The sequence below is a fragment of the Micromonospora sp. NPDC003197 genome (assembly GCF_053590565.1).
In genome coordinates, this window is the sequence record NZ_JBSFTE010000015.1 from 53,097 (window position 1) to 71,624 (window position 18,528).

General features: G+C 66.3%; 14 protein-coding genes. 7 read left to right on the forward strand and 7 right to left on the reverse strand.

Annotated features, from left to right (window positions below; genetic code table 11):
• Window positions 1–570 precede the first annotated feature (570 nt).
• Window positions 571–2,520: a hypothetical protein gene (locus ACWDV4_RS18230; RefSeq protein ID WP_449980167.1), complete on the forward strand. Its 1,950-nt coding sequence runs from the start codon at window positions 571–573 to the stop codon at window positions 2,518–2,520.
• Window positions 2,521–2,550: 30 nt separating this feature from the next.
• Here the strand turns inward: ACWDV4_RS18230 and ACWDV4_RS18235 are convergent, their stop codons facing one another.
• The 7 genes from ACWDV4_RS18235 to abc-f all read right to left on the reverse strand — a co-directional run bounded on the left by ACWDV4_RS18235 (window position 2,551) and on the right by abc-f (window position 12,306).
• Complete coding sequence (locus ACWDV4_RS18235) at window positions 2,551–4,200, reverse strand: right-handed parallel beta-helix repeat-containing protein (protein ID WP_449980413.1); 1,650 nt, start codon at window positions 4,198–4,200, stop codon at window positions 2,551–2,553.
• A 2-nt stretch (window positions 4,201–4,202) separates the two neighbouring features.
• Window positions 4,203–4,793, reverse strand: coding sequence for a hypothetical protein (locus tag ACWDV4_RS18240; RefSeq protein WP_449980169.1), 591 nt, complete (start codon window positions 4,791–4,793; stop codon window positions 4,203–4,205).
• Window positions 4,794–5,219: 426 nt separating this feature from the next.
• Window positions 5,220–6,170, reverse strand: coding sequence for a cation diffusion facilitator family transporter (locus ACWDV4_RS18245; protein ID WP_449980171.1), 951 nt, complete (start codon window positions 6,168–6,170; stop codon window positions 5,220–5,222).
• A 224-nt stretch (window positions 6,171–6,394) separates the two neighbouring features.
• Entirely contained in the window at window positions 6,395–7,711 is a 1,317-nt protein-coding gene (locus tag ACWDV4_RS18250) for a hemolysin family protein (RefSeq protein ID WP_449980174.1), read from the reverse strand.
• A 170-nt stretch (window positions 7,712–7,881) separates the two neighbouring features.
• Window positions 7,882–8,865, reverse strand: coding sequence for an ion transporter (locus ACWDV4_RS18255; protein WP_449980176.1), 984 nt, complete (start codon window positions 8,863–8,865; stop codon window positions 7,882–7,884).
• 103 nt (window positions 8,866–8,968) lie between these two features.
• Window positions 8,969–10,576: an ABC-F family ATP-binding cassette domain-containing protein gene (locus tag ACWDV4_RS18260; RefSeq protein ID WP_449980179.1), complete on the reverse strand. Its 1,608-nt coding sequence runs from the start codon at window positions 10,574–10,576 to the stop codon at window positions 8,969–8,971.
• 95 nt (window positions 10,577–10,671) lie between these two features.
• The gene (gene abc-f, locus ACWDV4_RS18265; protein ID WP_449980182.1) at window positions 10,672–12,306 is read right to left on the reverse strand and encodes a ribosomal protection-like ABC-F family protein; all 1,635 of its coding nucleotides are present in this window, start codon (window positions 12,304–12,306) and stop codon (window positions 10,672–10,674) included.
• A gap of 447 nt (window positions 12,307–12,753) precedes the next feature.
• Between abc-f and ACWDV4_RS18270 the strand changes: the two genes are divergently transcribed.
• The 6 genes from ACWDV4_RS18270 (at window position 12,754) to ACWDV4_RS18295 (ending at window position 18,498) form a co-directional block, all read left to right on the forward strand.
• Window positions 12,754–13,947, forward strand: a complete 1,194-nt coding sequence (locus ACWDV4_RS18270; protein ID WP_449980184.1) for an RNA ligase RtcB family protein — start codon at window positions 12,754–12,756, stop codon at window positions 13,945–13,947.
• Entirely contained in the window at window positions 13,944–14,615 is a 672-nt protein-coding gene (gene prfH / locus ACWDV4_RS18275; protein WP_449980186.1) for a peptide chain release factor H, read from the forward strand. Before ACWDV4_RS18270 ends, prfH begins: the two co-directional genes overlap by 4 nt.
• 37 nt (window positions 14,616–14,652) lie before the next feature.
• Complete coding sequence (locus tag ACWDV4_RS18280) at window positions 14,653–15,414, forward strand: class I SAM-dependent methyltransferase (RefSeq protein ID WP_449980188.1); 762 nt, start codon at window positions 14,653–14,655, stop codon at window positions 15,412–15,414.
• Between the two features lie 323 nt (window positions 15,415–15,737).
• A complete protein-coding gene (locus ACWDV4_RS18285; RefSeq protein WP_449980190.1) occupies window positions 15,738–16,610 on the forward strand; it encodes a helix-turn-helix domain-containing protein in 873 nt (290 codons plus the stop codon).
• A gap of 143 nt (window positions 16,611–16,753) precedes the next feature.
• Window positions 16,754–17,602, forward strand: coding sequence for a dioxygenase family protein (locus tag ACWDV4_RS18290; RefSeq protein WP_449980193.1), 849 nt, complete (start codon window positions 16,754–16,756; stop codon window positions 17,600–17,602).
• Window positions 17,603–17,736: 134 nt separating this feature from the next.
• A complete protein-coding gene (locus tag ACWDV4_RS18295) occupies window positions 17,737–18,498 on the forward strand; it encodes an SDR family NAD(P)-dependent oxidoreductase (RefSeq protein ID WP_449980195.1) in 762 nt (253 codons plus the stop codon).
• The last annotated feature ends 30 nt before the right edge of the window (window positions 18,499–18,528 follow it).

The following is an 18,528-nucleotide window of genomic DNA, read 5'->3' on the forward strand; positions in this document are numbered from 1 at the left end:
CACCACCTCCTCCCACCCCGCCCCCGCCCTTCCCAGCAATCACGAGACAAAAGCTGGGCACGACCCCCTCAAGCCGACACCAGCACACCTCGAAGGTGGCGCTTATGGGTAAATCCAATCCACAAAATACTCGACTCGAGGAAGATGCACGCCACGGCACTGTGCCATAGCAAGCGCTGCGGTCAATCTCGCGGCGAGACGCTGGCAACATTTTCGAAGCTAAAGCAGGAGCAGCATTTGGCGACATATCATAAATCAACAACCGTCAGAGTTGACCAACAGAACAGCCCATCACATCCAGTCGAATTAAGCACCATAATCACGACAAAGCGACAGGGGCTACCACGAAGTATAAACATAGCACCTTTGCTAACTCACGGAAATCCGCTCCGACACGACAGTTAAACCGAAGGCCGCTAGGGCCGCACTGCAGCAACGCCTTCGACAATTCAATCGCTTCGAACGCGCAAAATATTCAAATCCCACACCTCAAGCACGCCACCAAAACACTCCGACAGGAGTAGACGAACGAAGGCGCCCATGGTTTCAATTACTGCTCAAATTCAGAACATGCGTTCACTGGCAGCAGAAATCGGACGCTTATCAACCGAGTTCAGCGAGGAACTAGATGACATTCTAGCCGGCATTAATGTTGACACCATAAATGGCTCACCTCCGATCCTGGAGGTTATCTATTTTGCAAACGCATTGAAAACTTGGCTCGGACACGATCAGCGAGGCATCACCGGATACCTCTTCACCATAAAGGCCGCGCTTGAGTCGTACCAAAATGCGATGAACATCGCGGCAGACACCTACGAAGAACAGGAATGGCAATCACAAAAACAGCTCCACAAGATAGACAAGGACATACTAAACAAGTTCGGAGTAACTTACGTCGAAGGGTCGATTGTAGAGAATCGACCGGACTACGCCAAGCCCAGACTCGTGAACGAAACGGCTGGCTCAGTGGCGAACTTCACCTCCTTCGACAACTTAGACGCACCAACAAGATCCAATTGGAACGAAACAGATGTCAAGGCCATACATGAACTCATTTCCGCACTACAGCCAACAGCAACAGAAGTCGTATCGACCAAGATTGGCCAACTAGCGACACTTCTTGAGAAATACGCATTAATGCTCGCGAGACGCGTTAGTGACATTTCACGATTCAACGTCGACTTTAGCACCGCCACTTATAGCGACGGCCCACGGTCCGCCCGCGCCGCGGAATACAACGCCGGAGAGAACATTTGGAGCAGCCTGGCCGCCGAACAATACGTGACACTCACCACTCAGACGTACAACTCGATGACATCTTGGGCCTTCAAACTAAAAACGCTACAAGGGTACATTGGATCAAGCGCCGAATGGATGAAACTCACCAAAACGGACGAGCAAACCATGTACGAATGGTATCTGGAAGAAGACCCTAAATGGAAAGGAGCCACAGCTTCGATTAAGGGCATCATTTTCGACAGCCCCGAAGAAATATACCGGAAGACAGTGGAGAAGCTCGCCACTGATCTGACCGACATTCTCCTGGAATACACAAAATGGGAAACACCGGAACCGTACGCAGGCTTAATGATGTCTGATCCGATAAAAAACCTCGGACCGGGCCCAGGCCCTGGCCCTGGGCCTGGGCCCGGCGCTGGCCCTGGAGCTGGGCCGGGAGGGGGGCCCAACGCTACTCCGAAGACGCCAAGTCCGAATACTCCACCGCAGCTTCCAAAACTGCCAAATGCAGATATCCCGAAGAAGAATGAGCAGCCCAACCAGAATCCAACGGCAACCCCGACTAAACCCACCATTCCCAACCTCGCGTCCCCGAATCTGCCGAGTGGGAACAACCCGTCACTGCCCGGCGGACTGAACACACCCGCCCTGCCCGGCGGCCTCTCTCCCTTGGCGAGCACACCAAGCCTGCCCACTGGTGGGATTCCCGTCCTGCCCACCACCACGCCCGGCAGCCTCCCCACTCTGCCCGGCGGCACCCCCAATCTTCCTGGTTCGTCGCGGCCAAACACGCCATCAATCACGCCGTTGCCCGGTAACGGAATTTCGCTCCCTGGCCGCACTGGCGGTTTACCACCAGGCGGCGGAATTCACAGCGACCCCACAACGGCTGTGCCAGGCGCCACCAACGTCACCCAATTGGACCCCGCTGTCGTCACCCCGATCGCCAACAGCAACACCGGCCCAGGTGGCGGCGGGGGTGGGGACGGCAACAACAGCATGCCAATGATGCCGCCGATGATGGGCGGCGGCGTGCCGCCGGGTGGCGGTGGCCAGGGTGGCGGCCCTCCCCGAGCAGTACGCCGTGGCAGCCCTCGCCTCGTCGATCCTGGCGCGGGCAATGGTCCGGCCGCGCTCAGTGGCCGTACCAAGGATCAACGCCGTGACCAGCCAAAGGTCGTCTCCGTGGAAACCGAGAGCTGGACCCCGGAGCAGGAGCCTGGGCAGGCACCGAAGCAGACCTCGGCCCGTCCCGCCCCAGGCATCGTCCGGGGGTGAGCCAGGCCGATCGCGATCCGGCCGCCGCCGCTAACTGATTGCGGCGGCCAAATCGTCGAGTAGCAGCAACTGCAGTTCGTCGCCGTTGGGCACCCGGCGCAGTTGCCGAAGCCGCTGCGCCTGGGCCTTGCGGATGCCGTCGAAGAGCTTGCGCGCCTCCCGGGCGTTGCCGAAGTTGCGGTCCTTGGCCATCGCGGCGAAGTAGCCACCAATCGACGCGTGCAGGTCGTCCGACAGGCGATATTCGTGGGCCTCGGCCATGGTGGCGAGGATGCTGACCAGCTCATGTGGTGAGTAGTCCTCGAAGACGATCGTCTTGTTGAACCGGGACGCCAGGCCAGGGTTGGCGTCCAGGAACTCCACCATCTCACCGGTGTAGCCAGCGGCGATGACGGCAATCTCGTGCCGATGGTCCTCCATCAGCTTGACCAGCGTGTCGATTGCCTCCTGGCCGAAGTCGCCCCCAGACCCGAATGACCGCGACAACGTGTATGCCTCGTCGATGAAAAGCACACCGCCGATCGCCTTCTCAAAGGCCGCCGCCGTCTTCTCCGCCGTGTGACCCAAATATTGGCCGACCAGGTCGCGCCGGGCCACCTCGACGAATTCGCCGCGTGGCAGGATGCCCAGCGCGGCCAGCAGCTTCCCATAGATGCGGGCCACCGTGGTTTTACCGGTACCCGGGGAGCCTGCGAAGATCAGATGGTTGGTCGAGGCGGCGACGGTCAGTCCGCCCCGGCGTCGCCATTCGTTGACCTGCAACTCGTCGATGATGGCGTGCACCTCGGACTTGACGCCGGGGAGGCCAACCAGCGTGTCGAGCTCGGCCAGTAGCTCTTCGGAGCGCACGGTGTCCTGGGCACGCATTGCCACCGGCTCCACCTTGGCTGCCGGACGGCCGGCTTCCACCATCTCGACGTTGCTGCCTGGTGCCAGCAGAATGCCCGGGGTGGCGGTCTGGTCGGTGGTGCACCCGGTGATCTGCCCGCCGCAATCCGGGCCGATGCTGATGCCCACCCCGACCGTCTCGGAGATCCGGCACCGGCGCATCACCACATTGCTCGCCTGGACCACGGCCACCCCGATGTCACCGGTACGGGAGATCGTGCAGTTCTCCAGCGTCGGACGGGAGTAGTCGTACACGTAGACGCCCCGGTAGCCGGCATCACTGATCAGGCAGTTGCGCAGGACCGGATCGGCCGAGCGCACGAGGATCCCGTCGGAGATGACCTGGGAAACGGTGCAGTTCGAGAGTGAGCCGGCGCAGTCGTCGATCTGGATGCCCAACCGGGCGTCGACCACACGGCAGCCGTCCAGGTCGAATTCGGTACGGGCACCGAGGTGGATGCCTGCGGCTGAGGTTGCTGAGCATTCGCAGCCGACCATCGTCAGTTTGGTACCGGTCGCGCTGACCGCAGCCGCGTCCACACCGGTGATGCGCAGCTGCCGTAACTCCACTGTGCCGCGCTCACAGTGCACGGCCGGACGTTGGCCGTCGGGCGCGACCAGGGTCACCGTGTCGGCCTCGGCTGCCATGATGGTCACTGACCTGTTCGTCAGCACCAGGTTTTCGCGGTATTCACCGGGCCCGACAACAATCTGGTCGCCGGGGCCGGCTACGGCCACCGCGTCGCTGATCCGGGGATAGGCGCCGGCCTGACTGGTCGACACGTACAACATCGTCATGGTTTTGCCGTCCCGAATCGAGTGGTGCAGACCTGCACCGAAGAAGCAACCTTGTCCACGGAGATCACAGCCACCACGACGAAACAGTAGTCCACCTCGGGATTGACTGCGCTGATGCGTACCGACTGCGCGCCCCTCGGGGCTTCGGCCAGGGTCGTTGCCTGGAGGCCAACCGGCCCGCCAACGACATAGAAGGCGGCTTTGCCGTCGCTGCGGTCGGTGAAGCTGAGGGTGACGGACACTCGTTCGTCTTGGAGGTTGGAAATCACGGGTGCCGCGTCGGCAAGCTCGGTGGCCTGCGGCAGCTTCGACGGAGACGTCGGCTTGGATCCGGGGGCGGCGACCCCCTGGCTGAACGCCACCCCGACGCCGAGTAGCGAGATGGCCATCGCACCGCCGAAAAGCCAGCGCCGAGCCTTGGTTACCGACGCGAGCGCGTTGCGTTTCTTCCGGCTCGTTTCCAGCGTGGGTGTCGGTTCCGGTGGAGGCTTCGGTTGCTTCTCTGGTGCCGGCTCGGCAGGTGTATCTGCGGTCAGCGCGGGTTGAGTCACCGCAGCCTTGTCCACCGTCGACGCGGGTTCAGTCACTGCGGAGGCTGCTGCAGTTGGCACAGGCTGAGGCACCGCAGGGGCAGCGGTCTTAACAGAGGCAGGCCCGGGAACGTTCTTGGCAGAAGCGGATGCAGGAGGCGGTGCTGGTGTGGGGGCGGTCTTGGGCGACGCAGAGGTAGCGGTAGGCGTAGACCGCGAAGTCCGATCCCGAGTCGCGATTGGGAGTAATTGCCCGCAACTAGGGTTCATGCAGTATGAACTATCCCCGTGCTCGCTATGTCCACACTCAACGCAGCTCACCTTCTGCATGCCCCAGATTGTGGCATGGGCCAAGGCTCGGCAACATCAGCAGGAAGCCCCTGAATAGGCGGAGAGCGACACGTTACTTGCCGGCAGTATCGTGATCTTCATGTATGCCCCCGGGCTCGCTCCATTATGGACCGTAGGCGGCCGGCTCCTTATCTACTCGGCGGGTGTGGGCGACGCTAGGCTCGACGACGCGGGCTGCCGATCGATGTCGGGCTCCAGGTAGACGATCGAGGTAATCGGCAGCGCCTGGCGCAGTCGGGTCTCGGCGTCGTCGATGATGGCGGCGATGCCGGCTCCGCTCTCGTCCACGTCGATCGCGATCTTCCCGGCGACCAGGAGTTCCTCCGGCCCGAGGTGCAGGGTACGGAGGTGGATGACCCGGTCGACCCCTGGAGTGGCCAGCAGCGCCGTGTGGATCGCGGTGACCTCTTCGGGCAGCGCCGATTCACCGATGAGCAAGCTCTTGATCTCGATGGCGAGTACGACCGCGATGGCGACCAGTAGAAGACCGATGCAGAGAGTGCCGATGCCGTCGTAGATCCCGTTTCCGGTAAGGACGCTGAGGCCCACGCCGGAGAGGGCGAAGACGAGGCCGAGCAGGGCGCCCGCGTCCTCCAGCAGGATCACCGGCAGCTCGGGCGAGCGGGCGTGACGGATGAAGGAAACCCAGCCGCGATCACCCCGGACCTTGTTCGCCTCCTTGACCGCGGTCCGCAGCGCGAAGCCCTCCAGGCCGATCGCGATCAGCAGAACGACGACGGCGATCAACGGCGAGGTCAGCTCGTGCGGATCGCTGATCTTGTGATAGCCCTCGTACAGCGCGTAGAGACCGCCGATGGTGAAGAGAATGATGGCGACGATGAACGCGTAGATGTAGCGCTCGCGGGCATACCCGAAGGGGTGCAGGGGGGAGGGGGCCCGACGGGCCCGTTTGCCGCCCACCAGCAGCAGCGCCTGGTTGGTCGAGTCCGCAACCGAGTGCACGCCTTCAGCGAGCATCGACGCTGACCCGGTGATACCGGCAGCGACGAACTTGCTGATCGCGATCCCCAGGTTGGCGACCAGGGCGGTCAGCACGGCCTTGGTACTACCCTCAGCGGCCATCGGTTGGTTGCCTCTCCTTGATCCTGAAACTAATGGTCATGTGCCAGCCCGGCCGCCTGCGGCGCCGCTGGTGGCAGCGGTGCGCGCTGGTAGCCGTCGTCGTCTCGGGATCCTATGGCGGCCGGCCCTCAGCGATTCCATAGTGGAACGCTGCAGCGCAGGGAAGCTAACACCAGAGTCTGGAAGAACGCTGAAAGGAACCGTTCGAGTCGGGAGCGACCGGATCAAGATTTCGTCGGCCCGTCGGAGCCAACAGAACCCTCATCTGTCGCCGTACGGGGCTTCGGCCGAAGTCGGACCTTGGTGATCGCCCGGCCGGTGACCTCCAGCACCTCGACAGTGAATCCGGGGAGCCGTACGGTCTCCCCCGCTGCGGTCGGGATGTGTCCCAACTGCGCCAACACCAGCCCGGCGACCGTGGTGTAGTCACCAGCTTCCAACTCGTCGATGTCCACCCCCACGTCGGGCAGGTCGTGCAGGGGAAACCCGCCCGGCAGCACCAGCGCCCCATCAGCGGTGCGTACGACGGTCTGCACGTCGCGGTCGGTCTCGTCGTAGATCTCCCCCACGATCTCCTCGACCAGGTCCTCCATCGTCACGATGCCATCGATGGAGCCGCGTTCATCCACCACGAGGGCGAACTTCTGGCGTTGCAGCCGCATCTCCCGGATCGCCTCGGTGACCCGCAACGTCTCGGGAAGGAACATCGCCGGACTGGCGTAATCGGCGACCGGTCCCTTGCGGTCGAGCAGGTCCCGCAGGTGTACCACCCCGACGACGTCGTCGAGACCGGCACGTCCCACCACCGGGGCGCGGGTCTGCCCTGTACTGCCGAGTTCCCGCAGGGCCTCCGGCGCGGCCAACCCGGTCGAGAGCGTCACCACGTCCCGCCGGGGGACGAGGATCTCTCGCAAGCTGCGCTCGGCGACCTCAAACGCGCCACTGATGATCATCCGATGTTCCGGGGTGAGGCTGCGCTGTGCCGCGACCATGTCCCGGATCTCCTCGGTGGTCACCTCCTCCCGCCGGGCCTTCGGGTCGCTACCGGTGAGGCGTACCACCAGGTCGGTGGCCTTGCCGAGTAACCACACGGCTGGACGGGAGAACGCCGACAGCATGTCCAACGGCCGGGCCACCAGCAGCGCCCAGCCCTCCGCGCGCTGCATCGCGATCCGCTTGGGCGCCAGCTCGCCGAAGACCAGGGTGACGAAGGTCAGGATGATCGTCACCAGCACGACGGAGACCGGTCCGGCCGCGCCGCCGAGAAACCCCAGTGGCTCCACCAGCGGTTGCGCGAGGGACACCGCAGCCGCCGCCGAGGCCAGGAAGCCCGCCAGGGTGATACCGATCTGGATCGTGGCGAGAAACCGATTCGGATCCCGCGCCAGTCGGGCCAGCACCTGCCCGCCCCGCGAGGTGCGCTCCAACCGCTGCAACTGGCTCTCCCGCAGTGAGACCAACGCCATCTCACTGCCCGCGAACAGCGCGTTCACCAGAACCAACACCAGCACCAACGCGACCTGCACGCCATAGCTGCCCACGGGCGCGTCGCCTCCTCGTCACGAACCGTTCGGGACATCAACGGTAACGGGAGCGGTGCACGCTCAGTGATGACTCCGGGACTCCCAGCTCCCGGTAGGGTCGCCGTAGATCATCGGTCGGTGCCGGCCAGAGGGTGCCACCGGCGATCATGGTACGAAGACCAGGTGGCTCAGGTACCCGGCTTGGCGGAGGCACGGCGGCCCTTCGACCGGCGGCCGGTGGGACGGTGACCGGGGCTGGGGCGGTTCGCTGGCGGTTGCCGCGCCAGTTCGGCCTCCAGGGCGTCCAGCGCGGTCCGCAGTTCACTCAGGCGAGCACCGAGGTCGGAGAGTTCGCCGACTGGGGCCGTCGTCCGCGCAGCCGGCACCACCATGACTGCCGCCTGGGCGGTGGCTTGGGGCACTTCAGCGTTTCGCTGGGTCGGCCGTTCCGCTTCGTGTGCGTCCTCCAGCGCCTTCAACACGATGCCGACGAGAAGGTTCGTGAGGAGATAGGAGGCCATGATGATGTAGGAGGCGTAGTAGATGATGCTCCACTCGGAGACGGCGCGTCCGGCGTTGAAGGCGTCGGTGATGCCATCGAGGGAGAGCAGTAGAAAGAGGGTGAACATGGCGCGCCCGACGGTGCCGTACCGGTCCGGGTAGGCCTCACCGAACGCCATCCAGCCGACCATGGCGTAGAGGTAGATGGTCAGTGCCGCGATCAGCAGGAAGCTGGCGAGGCCCGGCAGACTGCGCAACACCCCGCCGATCACGATCCGGAGGCCCGGGAAGAGCCGGACGGCTCGAACGATACGGGCAAGTCGCACCAACCGCAGCAGGGTGACGTTCTCCCGTACGCCGGGCAGCAGCGGCGCGCAGATGATCAGCAGGTCGAAGAGATTCCAGCCGTCGCGGAAGAAGCCGCGCGGGGCGTTGAGGTGTGCGCCGAAGCGCAGCCCCAGTTCGAGTACGAAGCAGGAGAGAAAGACGTACTCGATGGCCACCAGGGCGATGCCGGCTTCGGCGAGCGCCCGGTCGTAGGTCTCGACGCCGAGCACGATCGCGTTGAGGATGATCAGCCCGAAGGATACGGCGTGGAACCAGTCGGCGTTGACTACCCGCTCACACCAGCTCGCCAGGCGCTTCCTGACGGTAGTCGAGACCTCGTACACGCCGACACTCTCCCCTGTGGATGGATCCGTCCGGCGGACAGCCTAATTTGCGGGGTACGTCCCGGTAGCGCGGAGGGAGAGCAAACGGTCGTACGACGTCCGCCTACGGCTGACGGCATAGCAGCCGAACCTCGCGGCCCTGCCAACGACGCCGCAGCCAACGGTCGTGACTGGCCAGGACGATCGCGCCGGGGCCGGTACCCAGGGCCGCCTCCAACTCGTCGCACAGTCGCGGAGACAGGTGGTTCGTGGGCTCGTCGAGCAGCAGCAGTTGTGGTGGACACGCCACCAGAAGTGCCAGTGCGAGTCGGCGACGCTGGCCGACCGACAACTCCCCGACGGGCTTGTCCAAGTCCGCCTCGGCTATCAGGCCCAGCGAGATCAACGGAACTGCCGCCGCCCGCTCGAGGCCGAGCGAAAGCGCGTATGTGTCACGTACTGTGTGGGTCGGACGGGCAAACACGGTGTCCTGGGTCAGCAGCGCCACCGTCAACTCGGGCCGCCGCTGTATGTCACCCTCGGCGGCGAGCTGCCCGGCGAGTACGGCCAACAGCGTCGACTTTCCCGCCCCGTTGCCTCCCGTGACGAGCAGGCGTTCATTGGCGGCTATGTTCAGGCGTTCGACGGTGAGCCGTCCCGGCACCCGCACGTCCCGCAGGGAGACGAGGGTGCCGTCGGCTGCCTGTTCGGCGAGTGCGATGTGCCGGAAACGCAGCGGCGGCGGTGGCGCACCGATCTGGCCGCGTTCCAGTTCGGCCAGTCGGCGAGTGGCGTCACGCACCCGCCGGGAGATCTGGTTCTGCACCCGGCCGGCGCGGTGGCCGTAGCCCATCTTCTCGTTGTCGCGCCGTTCACGATCCGGGGCGACGAGATGCGCGGTGACTCCGGCAGAACGACGCAGTTCCTCCAGCTTCTCCTGCTCCTCGGCGTAGCGCCGTTCCCAGCGATCCCGCTCGGCCCGCTTCTGCGCCTGGTAGGCGCTGTAGTTGCCGCCGTACCGCACCGGACCGTCGATGGCTGGATCAAGGTCGATCAGAGCCGTGCAGGCGGCGTCGAGGAAGGCCCGGTCGTGGCTGGCCACCACGATGGCACCGGGCAGGTTACGTAGCTGTTCCTCCAGGAAGGCGGCAGCGATGTCGTCGAGATGGTTGGTCGGCTCGTCCAGTAGCAGTGCCGCAGGCCGGCGGACCAACAGGGCAGCCAGCAGCAGACGGCCGCGCTGCCCGCCGGAGAGCGAACCGAGGGTCCGATCGTGCCGGAGTGGGCCGAGACCGAGACCTTCGAGAACAATCCCGGCGCGGCGGTCGGCGTCCCATGCCTCCCGTTCCTGGGCCTGTTCGAGTCGTTGTCCATAGGTGTCGAGCAGCTCCGCGTGGCCGGGGTGGTCCTGTGGGATGTGCGCAAGCTGCTCGGCGAGACGTTCGAGCTCAGCCAGGTCGGCGCGGGCCTCACGTAGCGCGTCGTCCAGCACGTCGGCGATTGTCGATGCGGCGTCGAACGGCATCTCCTGCTGCAGAAAGCCCAGATCGGCTGGGCGCGTGATGCTGCCAGCGTCGGGCACGTCGGCGCCAGCGAGCAGACGCAGCAGCGTCGACTTGCCGACGCCGTTCTCCCCGATCAACCCGATGCGCTGACCGGGAGACACCGTGAGGGAGACACCGTCGATCACCCGTTTGCCCCCGAGGTTGCGGACGATGTCGTGGGCGCTCATGACTAGTTGCGACAAGGGTGGTCCACCAAACGTGATCGGTGCATGGCCCGCCGGGTGAAGACCTCAGGCGCGGACCCGGTCGACACCTCAGCGGTTCACACCTGCGGTGCCCCCGTCTCCGTCAGCTCGCCACCGGCCAGTCGCAACCACCGGTCCACACCGATCTGGACGAGGAACCGCTCGTCGTGGCTGACCACCACGAACGCCCCTTGATACGAGCCCAGTGCGCCTTCCAACTGGCCGACACTGCCCAGATCCAGATTGTTCGTCGGCTCGTCGAGTAGCAGCAACTGCGGTGCCGGTTCGGCGCACAGGACACAGGCCAGGGTGGCTCGCAGCCGCTCGCCACCGGACAGCACCCCGACGGGGAGGTGGGCGCGGGAACCCCGGAAGAGAAAGCGCGCGAGCAGGTTCATTCGCTCCGCCTCTGCTCTGTGTGGGGCGAACGTGGCGAAGTTCTCGGCGACGGTGCGGTCGAGGTCCAGCAGGTCCAGCCGCTGCGAGAGGTAGGCGATCGGGCCGGCTCCCCGCTTGATCTGACCGCCGTCCAACTCGAGATCGCCGTTGATCAGGCGTAGCAGGGTGGACTTGCCCGCACCGTTGGGACCGGTCAGCGCGATGCGTTCGGGGCCCCGGATCGCCAGGTCCACACCTTCACCGACGAACAGTTTTCGTTCGTCGACGTGGACCTGCATCTGTTGGCCGAGAAGGAGGGTGCGTCCGGCCGGGACGTTGGTGTCCGGCAGGTCCAGCGTGATGCGCTGGTCAACGCGCAGGGCACGTTCCGCCTCATCCAACCGCACCTTGGCCTCGCCAACCCGGGCGGCATGCACCTGGCCTGCCCGGCCGGCAGACTCCTGGGCGCCTCGCTTCATGTTTCCGGCGAAGATGCGAGGCAGGCCGGCGTTGCTGAGGTTGCGGGCGGCACTGCTCGCGCGGCGCTCGGCCCGCTCGCGGGCCTGCTGCATCTCCCGCTTCTCCCGCCTCAGCTCCTGCTCGGCGTTTCGTACGTTCTTCTCGGCGACCTCCTGCTCGGCCCGCATGGCCTCCTCGTACTGGGTGAAGTTGCCGCCGTAGCAGCGCAGTTCTGTGCGATCGAGTTCGGCGATACGCTCCATCCGATCGAGAAGCGCCCGATCGTGGCTGACGAGCAGCAGGCAGCCGTTCCAGTCCGCCAACACGTCGTAGAGGTGGTGGCGAGCCTCGAGGTCGAGGTTGTTGGTTGGCTCGTCGAGCAACAGCACGTCGGGCCGTTTCAGTAGCTGGGCCGCCAGGCCGAGTGAGACGATCTGACCGCCACTGAGCGTGCGCATGCTCCGGTCGAACGTGAGCTCGGCCAGCCCCAGTCGGTGCAGCTGGGCTCGGGTGCGCTCCTCGATGTCCCAGTCGTCGCCGATAGTCGTGAAGTGTTCCTCGCTCACGTCCCCCGACTCCACGGCGTCTATGGCTCGGATCACCGTGGCGACGCCCAGGACCTCGGCCACCGTGAGGTCGCCGGTAAGGGGGAGAGTCTGTGGGAGGTAGCCGAGCGTGCCGTCGACAGATATGGATCCGATGGTCGGCCGCAGCTCACCGGCGATCAGCTTGAGCAATGTGCTCTTGCCGGCGCCGTTGGGTGCGACCAGGCCGGTACGGCCGCTACCCACAGTGAAGGAAAGGTCTGCGAAGACCGGCGTGTCGTCGGGCCAGGAAAAGGACAGGTTCGAGCCAGTGATGGCGGCGTCGGGCATGAAGAGACCTCGTATGGGATGCGGGCACTCAGAAGTGATGCCCGATACATGGAAGAAGGGGACGACAAAGGAGCCACCACGGCCCGATGCCTCTACGCATCAGCCGTGCGGCCTCTCAGCTCCGGGTATCACCCGGAGATGTCGTCGTCACCCGCCATGTCTGGTCTCCTCAACCACGATGCACTTCGCCGCGAGCCTAGCAGCAACGGCCCGGCCATCCAGGTAAGGCGGGCACCCTGGACAGGGCGACCGGTCGCCACCCCGCATGTCGCCACCCCCGCATCATGCGTAGGCGTACGGGACGAAAACCGCTTGCTGCTCGCCGTGGGCTCAGGGAACGTGGTGGGCATGACGTTCTGACGGACCTCCCCCGCCCTGCCCGGACACGGCGCTGGCCAGCTCCGTGCCGCCGCTCGCCCGTACCCTTCTCCAACGAAGAGAGCGTCCTTGTCTCCGCATGACTCCCGGCAGGAGTCCCTGCCGCAATCCACCACCGGTTCGGCCACCGTCACCGTCTTCGCCTCCCCCGCCAGCTGGATCGAGTCCGACGCCCTGGCCCAGTGCCATCAGGTGGCTGCCCTCGACGGGATGCTCCACGTCGCCGGCATGCCGGATCTGCACCCCGGCAAGGGTGCCCCCATCGGTGCCGCCATGGCATCGACCGTGCTGTACCCGTTCCTGGTGGGCTCCGACATCGGCTGCGGCATCGCCGTGTTCCCCATCAAGCTCAAGCGCGCCGTACCCGAAAAGCTCGCCACCCGCTTTCCCGACCTCGACCAGGCACTCGACCCGGTACGGGACGCCGACGACCCGGCCTGGGCCGTGGTGGACGGCGAGATCCCCGCCGGTCACGTCGAAGGTCTCGGAACGGTCGGCCGGGGCAACCACTTCGTGGAGCTGGCGCGGGTCGACAGCGTCCTCGATCGGGCCCACGCGAGCCGACTCGGTCTCACCACCGGCGACCTCGTCCTCATTGTCCACAGCGGATCCCGTGGCCTGGGCGAGCAGATCCTGCGGGCGCACACCGAGGTGCACGGGGCGGGTCCCGCCCCCGACCCCGCCGCCTACCTGACGCTGCACGACGACGCCGTACGGTGGGGGTCACTCAACCGGCGGCTCCTGGCCGCCCGGGTCGCCCACGCCCTGGGGGCCGAGCCCACCGAGCCGATCGTCGACCAGTGCCACAATCTGGTCGAGGTGCACGACAACGTCTACCTGCACCGCAAGGGGGCGGCACCGGGTGACGGCCGGGACGTGCTCATCGCCGGCACCCGCGGCACCCGTTCCTACCTGGTCGCCGGGCACGCCGGACCGGAAGCCAACCATTCCGTGGCACACGGCGCGGGCCGCAAGATGTCCCGCGCCGACGCCCTGCGTCGGGGACGGGCAAAGCACACGGTCGAGGAGCTACGTCGTACGCCGTTGGGTTCCCTGGTGGTGTGTGGCGACCGCCAACTGCTCTTCGAGGAGGCACCGACGGCCTACAAGCGCATCGAACAGGTAATCGCCGACCTCGTCGACCACGACCTGGCCACCCCCATCGCCGCCACGGTTCCCCTGGTCACCTACAAGACGCCCGACCTCGGGTCGAGACCACAGCGGGACCGACGGGACCATCGCCGCAACCGGGGGCGGTCATGACCGTCCACCTGCTCCTGTCGGCCGGACGTGGTCCGCAGGAGTGCGCCTGGGCGCTGGCTCAGCTGTTGCGTCGGCTGGAGGCCGATGCCGTCCGGCAGAAGATGACGACCAGTCGGGTCCACACCGTCGCCGGCGACCGGCCTGGCACCTACCGATCGGCCCTGGTGCAGATCGCCGGAGCGGGTGCCGGTGTCGACGACTTCGTGGCGTCGTGGAGCGGGACCCTCTGCTGGCAGGCGCCCAGCCCCTATCGTGCGAGCGCCGGCCGCAAGAACTGGTACGTCATCTCCCGGCCGTGCCAGGTCGACAGCCCGCGCACCACGTTCGCAGAAACGGACGTCGACATCGTCGCCTGCCGTACCGGCGGTCCCGGTGGGCAACACCGAAACAAGGCCAGTACGGCGGTACGGGCGACGCATCGCCCGTCGGGGATCGTGGTGGTGGTCGACACCGAGCGGCAGTTCAGTCTCAACCGCAGCATCGCCCTACAGCTGTTGCGGCAACGAATCGAGCACCGAGACGAGACGGCGGAACGCGCGGCTGTCACCGACCGGTGGCATGTCCACGATGAGCTGGTACGCGGCAACCCCACCCGGGTCGAACGTCCGGGGCCGGACCTACTTCCGCAGGGCAGGAGCCGCCAGCGGCGACGCCAGCCGACAAACTGACTGGCGAGGGCGGCCCCGGTCCGACAGGCTGAACGGCGTGTCGTCGCGCTTCGAGGAACTGGTGTCGGAGGCGGAGTCCGCCGACGTCTCCGGCTGGGACTTCTCCTGGTTGGCTGGCCGGGCCAGCGAGGCCCGCCCGTCGTGGGGGTACGCACGGGCCATGGGTGCATGGATGGCCACCGCGCACGTCGCGCTGGACATCCAGACCGGCGGTGGTGAGGTCCTCGCCGGTGTCTCCCGGCTTCCCCGCCGGACCGTCGCCACCGAGTCCTGGCCGCCGAACGTCGCGCTGGCCGCCGCTCGCCTGCGACCGCGCGGGGTGGCGGTCGTCGCCGCCGGCGACGATGCTCCCCTGCCCTTCGCCGACAACACCTTCGACCTAGTGGTCTCTCGGCATCCCGTGACCACCAGGTGGGGCGAGATCTCCCGGGTGCTGCGCCCCGGGGGCACGTACTTCTCCCAGCAGGTCGGCCCGGCCAGCGTCATCGAACTCGCCGAGTGGTTCCTCGGCCCGCAGCCGCCGGAGGTACGCGACATACGCCATCCCGAGCAGGCTCGGGCAGCAGCCCAGGCTGCCGGCCTGACCGTCGTGGACCTACAGCTGGAGACGCTACGCACCGAGTTCTACGACATCGGTGCCGTGGTGTACTTCCTCCGCAAGGTGATCTGGATCGTGCCGGGCTTCGCCGTCGACCGGTACCGCCCGAAGCTGAGGACCCTGCACGAGCGCATCGAGGCCGAGGGGCCGTTCGTCACGTACGCGACCCGCTTCCTCATCGAGGCTCGCAAGCCGGGCTGAGCCTGCCCGTCGAACGTACGGTGCAACGCCGCCTCCGTCGCCGGATGGCACTTGGCCGGAGCCAGTAGCCGGATGCCACTCGGCTGGTACGCCGCCCAATCCGGGCTCATCCCGCGCTGACCGCTGTTTCGGTCACGACGATCGATACCTGTTCGTCATAGGCTCACTGCCGAGGGGCTGAGACGATGGGTGGATAAGCCAGTGACATGGCAGCACACGAGCCGTCCGGCGGCGGGTACGACATGAGGCCACGAGTCGACCAGCGCGCAGCGTCACCAGCCGGTCAGGGTGCCACAGCAGTCGGCCCGTTACCAGTACATCGTTTGGCGGTACCCGCCCCAGCGACGCTACCGTTCGTAATCGATACCTTCGAGACGATCCACCCTCTGGCGCAGGCGAATTTCCCCCACCGGCACGACTTCTACGAGGTGGTGCTGGTAACTGCCGGTACGGGCACGCACGTCATCGACTTCGTCGAGCGGCCGCTACAGCCGCCGCATCTGTACGTCATCGCCCCCGGTCAGGTGCACTTCTGGGATCGGGTGTCCGGCCTGCGCGGTCGAGTGATGCTCTTCACCGAGGAGTTCCTGCTCGCCCACCCGGGTGACCGGGCTGGACTCCACGCCCTCAGTGAGTTGCCATGGCTGGACTTGACCGCCGCGGAGGCGGCCGACTTCGCGGCGCTGATAGCCCAGATGGAATGTGAGTACCGCCGTCGGGACGACGAGTTCACCTCCGTCATCCAGGCGTACCTGCATGTACTCGTCGTACGGGCCCGACGTTCGCCGGGCATCGCCCCACCGGCACCGGATACGGATCAGGCTACCCAGGTGGTCCAGCGGTTCAGCCGGCTACTCAGCGACCCGGCCCCCGGACCTCGGTCCGTGGGTGCCTACGCCAGCCGGATCGGCGTATCGGTCAGCTACCTCAACGACGTGGTCAAGGCGATCACCGGACGGACCCCGGGCAAGCTGATCCGCGAGGCCCAGGTCCTGGAGGCCAAACGCCTACTGGCCCGAACCGGAATGACGGTGGGGCAGGTGGCACGCGAGTTGGACTTCGCTGATCCGGCGTACTTCTGTCGGTTCTTCCGCCGGGAGACCGGAGTCAGTCCCGGGACTTTTCGGCGCGGTGTCGGCGGAAATCACCATCTCTACCGAAAAGAATCCATCGACGTTCTCCAATTTGAAACATAGCGTCGAGACACACCTGTCAAGCGGGCCCAGCCAATGGCGGCTGGTGAACCGGCCCCTGTGGTCAAGAACCGTGGTGGCCGGCACCCGCCAGCCGTTGGCGTGCGGTCCTGATCGTCCGCCCCCTGACGTCGAGGAGAATGAGCATGACTGGCGAACAGAGCGACCACACGCTCGACAGCGAGCCCGGCGGCCCCCCGTCGGCCAGCGGTATCACCCGAAAGAAGCTGCTCAAGGCGGCCGTGGTCGCCGCACCGGCACCGTTCCTCGTCGGTGCGCTACCCGCCCTCGCGGGCGATCGGACGCCGTCCGGTCAGTCCCTGGACCCAACGCCGGCCTGCGACGACGGAGACGACCCGACGCCGCCGCAGACGGAAGGGCCCTACTTCAAGCCGAACTCACCACAGCGGACCTCGATGCTGGACGGCAACGGCACCCGACTGGTCCTCACCGGCACCGTCTACGGCCTCGCCTGCCAGCCCATCGCCAACGCACTACTCGACTTCTGGCAGGCCGACGCCAACGGCGCGTACGACAACACCGGCTTCCGCTTCCGGGGACACCAGTACACCAACTCGCAGGGCGCGTTCAGCCTCACCACCATCGTGCCGGGTCTCTACCCAGGCCGTACCCGGCACATCCACGTCAAGGTGCAGGCACCGGGGAACCCCATCCTCACCAGCCAGCTCTACTTCCCGGGCGAGCCACGCAACGCCACCGACCCGCTGTACAACCCGGTGCTGTTGATGTCGATCCAGGACGCTGGCACGGAACGGCGGGCAAGTTTCGACTTCGTGCTCAACGTCAACCAGACCCCGGGCCCCACGCCGACCTCGACCGGCACCCCACCCAGCGGGATCTGGCAGGCCGGCGTGTCCTACCCGATAGGTGCCCAGGTCAGCTACAACGGCCTGAACTACCGCTGCCGGATCGCCCACACCTCGATGGTCGGCTGGGAACCGCCGAACGTGGCAGCGCTCTGGCAGCGCATCTGACCTGATTCAAGCAGGTGACAGCGCCCCCGGGCGGCCGCACCGCCAGGTGCGGCCGCCCGGTACGGCGTGGATAACCGGCGCGGTACGGCGTGGATAACCGGTGCAGTCGGACCGGGGTGGGCCAGACTGACGACATGGCAGCTTCGCGGCTCGACGGCGCGATCGCGCTGGTCACCGGCGCCTCATCGGGCATCGGTGCGGCGACGGCCCGACGACTGGCCGGCCACGGAGCCCACGTCTTCCTCTCCGGCCGGGACGCCGAGCGGCTGGCGGCCATCGCCGCCGAAGTGGGTGGTACGGCGGTCCCCGGTGACCTCACCGAGGCGGGTGCCGCCGAGGAGTTGGCCGGACGGGTGTTGACGACGGCTGGACGGATCGACGTACTGGTCAACAACGCCGGCCTGGGCTGGGCCGGGCCGCTCGCCGAGATCACCGGACCGGAGATCGCCCGGTTGACGACGGTCAACCTGCTCGCGCCGATGCTGCTCACCCGGGCCGTCCTGCCCGGCATGGTGCAGCGCGGGCGTGGCCACCTCGGCTTCGTCAGCTCCATCGCCGGCCGGCTCGGGGTCCGTGATGAGGCGGTGTACGCAGCCACCAAGGCCGGTCTGGACGTCTTCGCCGGGAGCCTACGCCAGGAGACGACGGGCACGGGCGTGACGGTCACCGTGCTGGTGCCCGGCGTGGTGGACACCCGGTTCTTCACCCGCCGCAACCGGCCGTACCAGCGCAGCAGGCCCGGGCCGGTCACTGCGGACCGGGCGGCTGCCGCGTTGGTCACCGCGATGCTGCGCGGCCGGGACGAGGTGTACGTGCCGCGCTGGTTACGCCTTCCGGTGGCGGTACGGGGCACCCTGCCCGGTGCCTACCGGCGGCTCGCCGGCCGGCTGGGCTGACTGCGAGCCGGACCGGCTGGGCTGACCTCG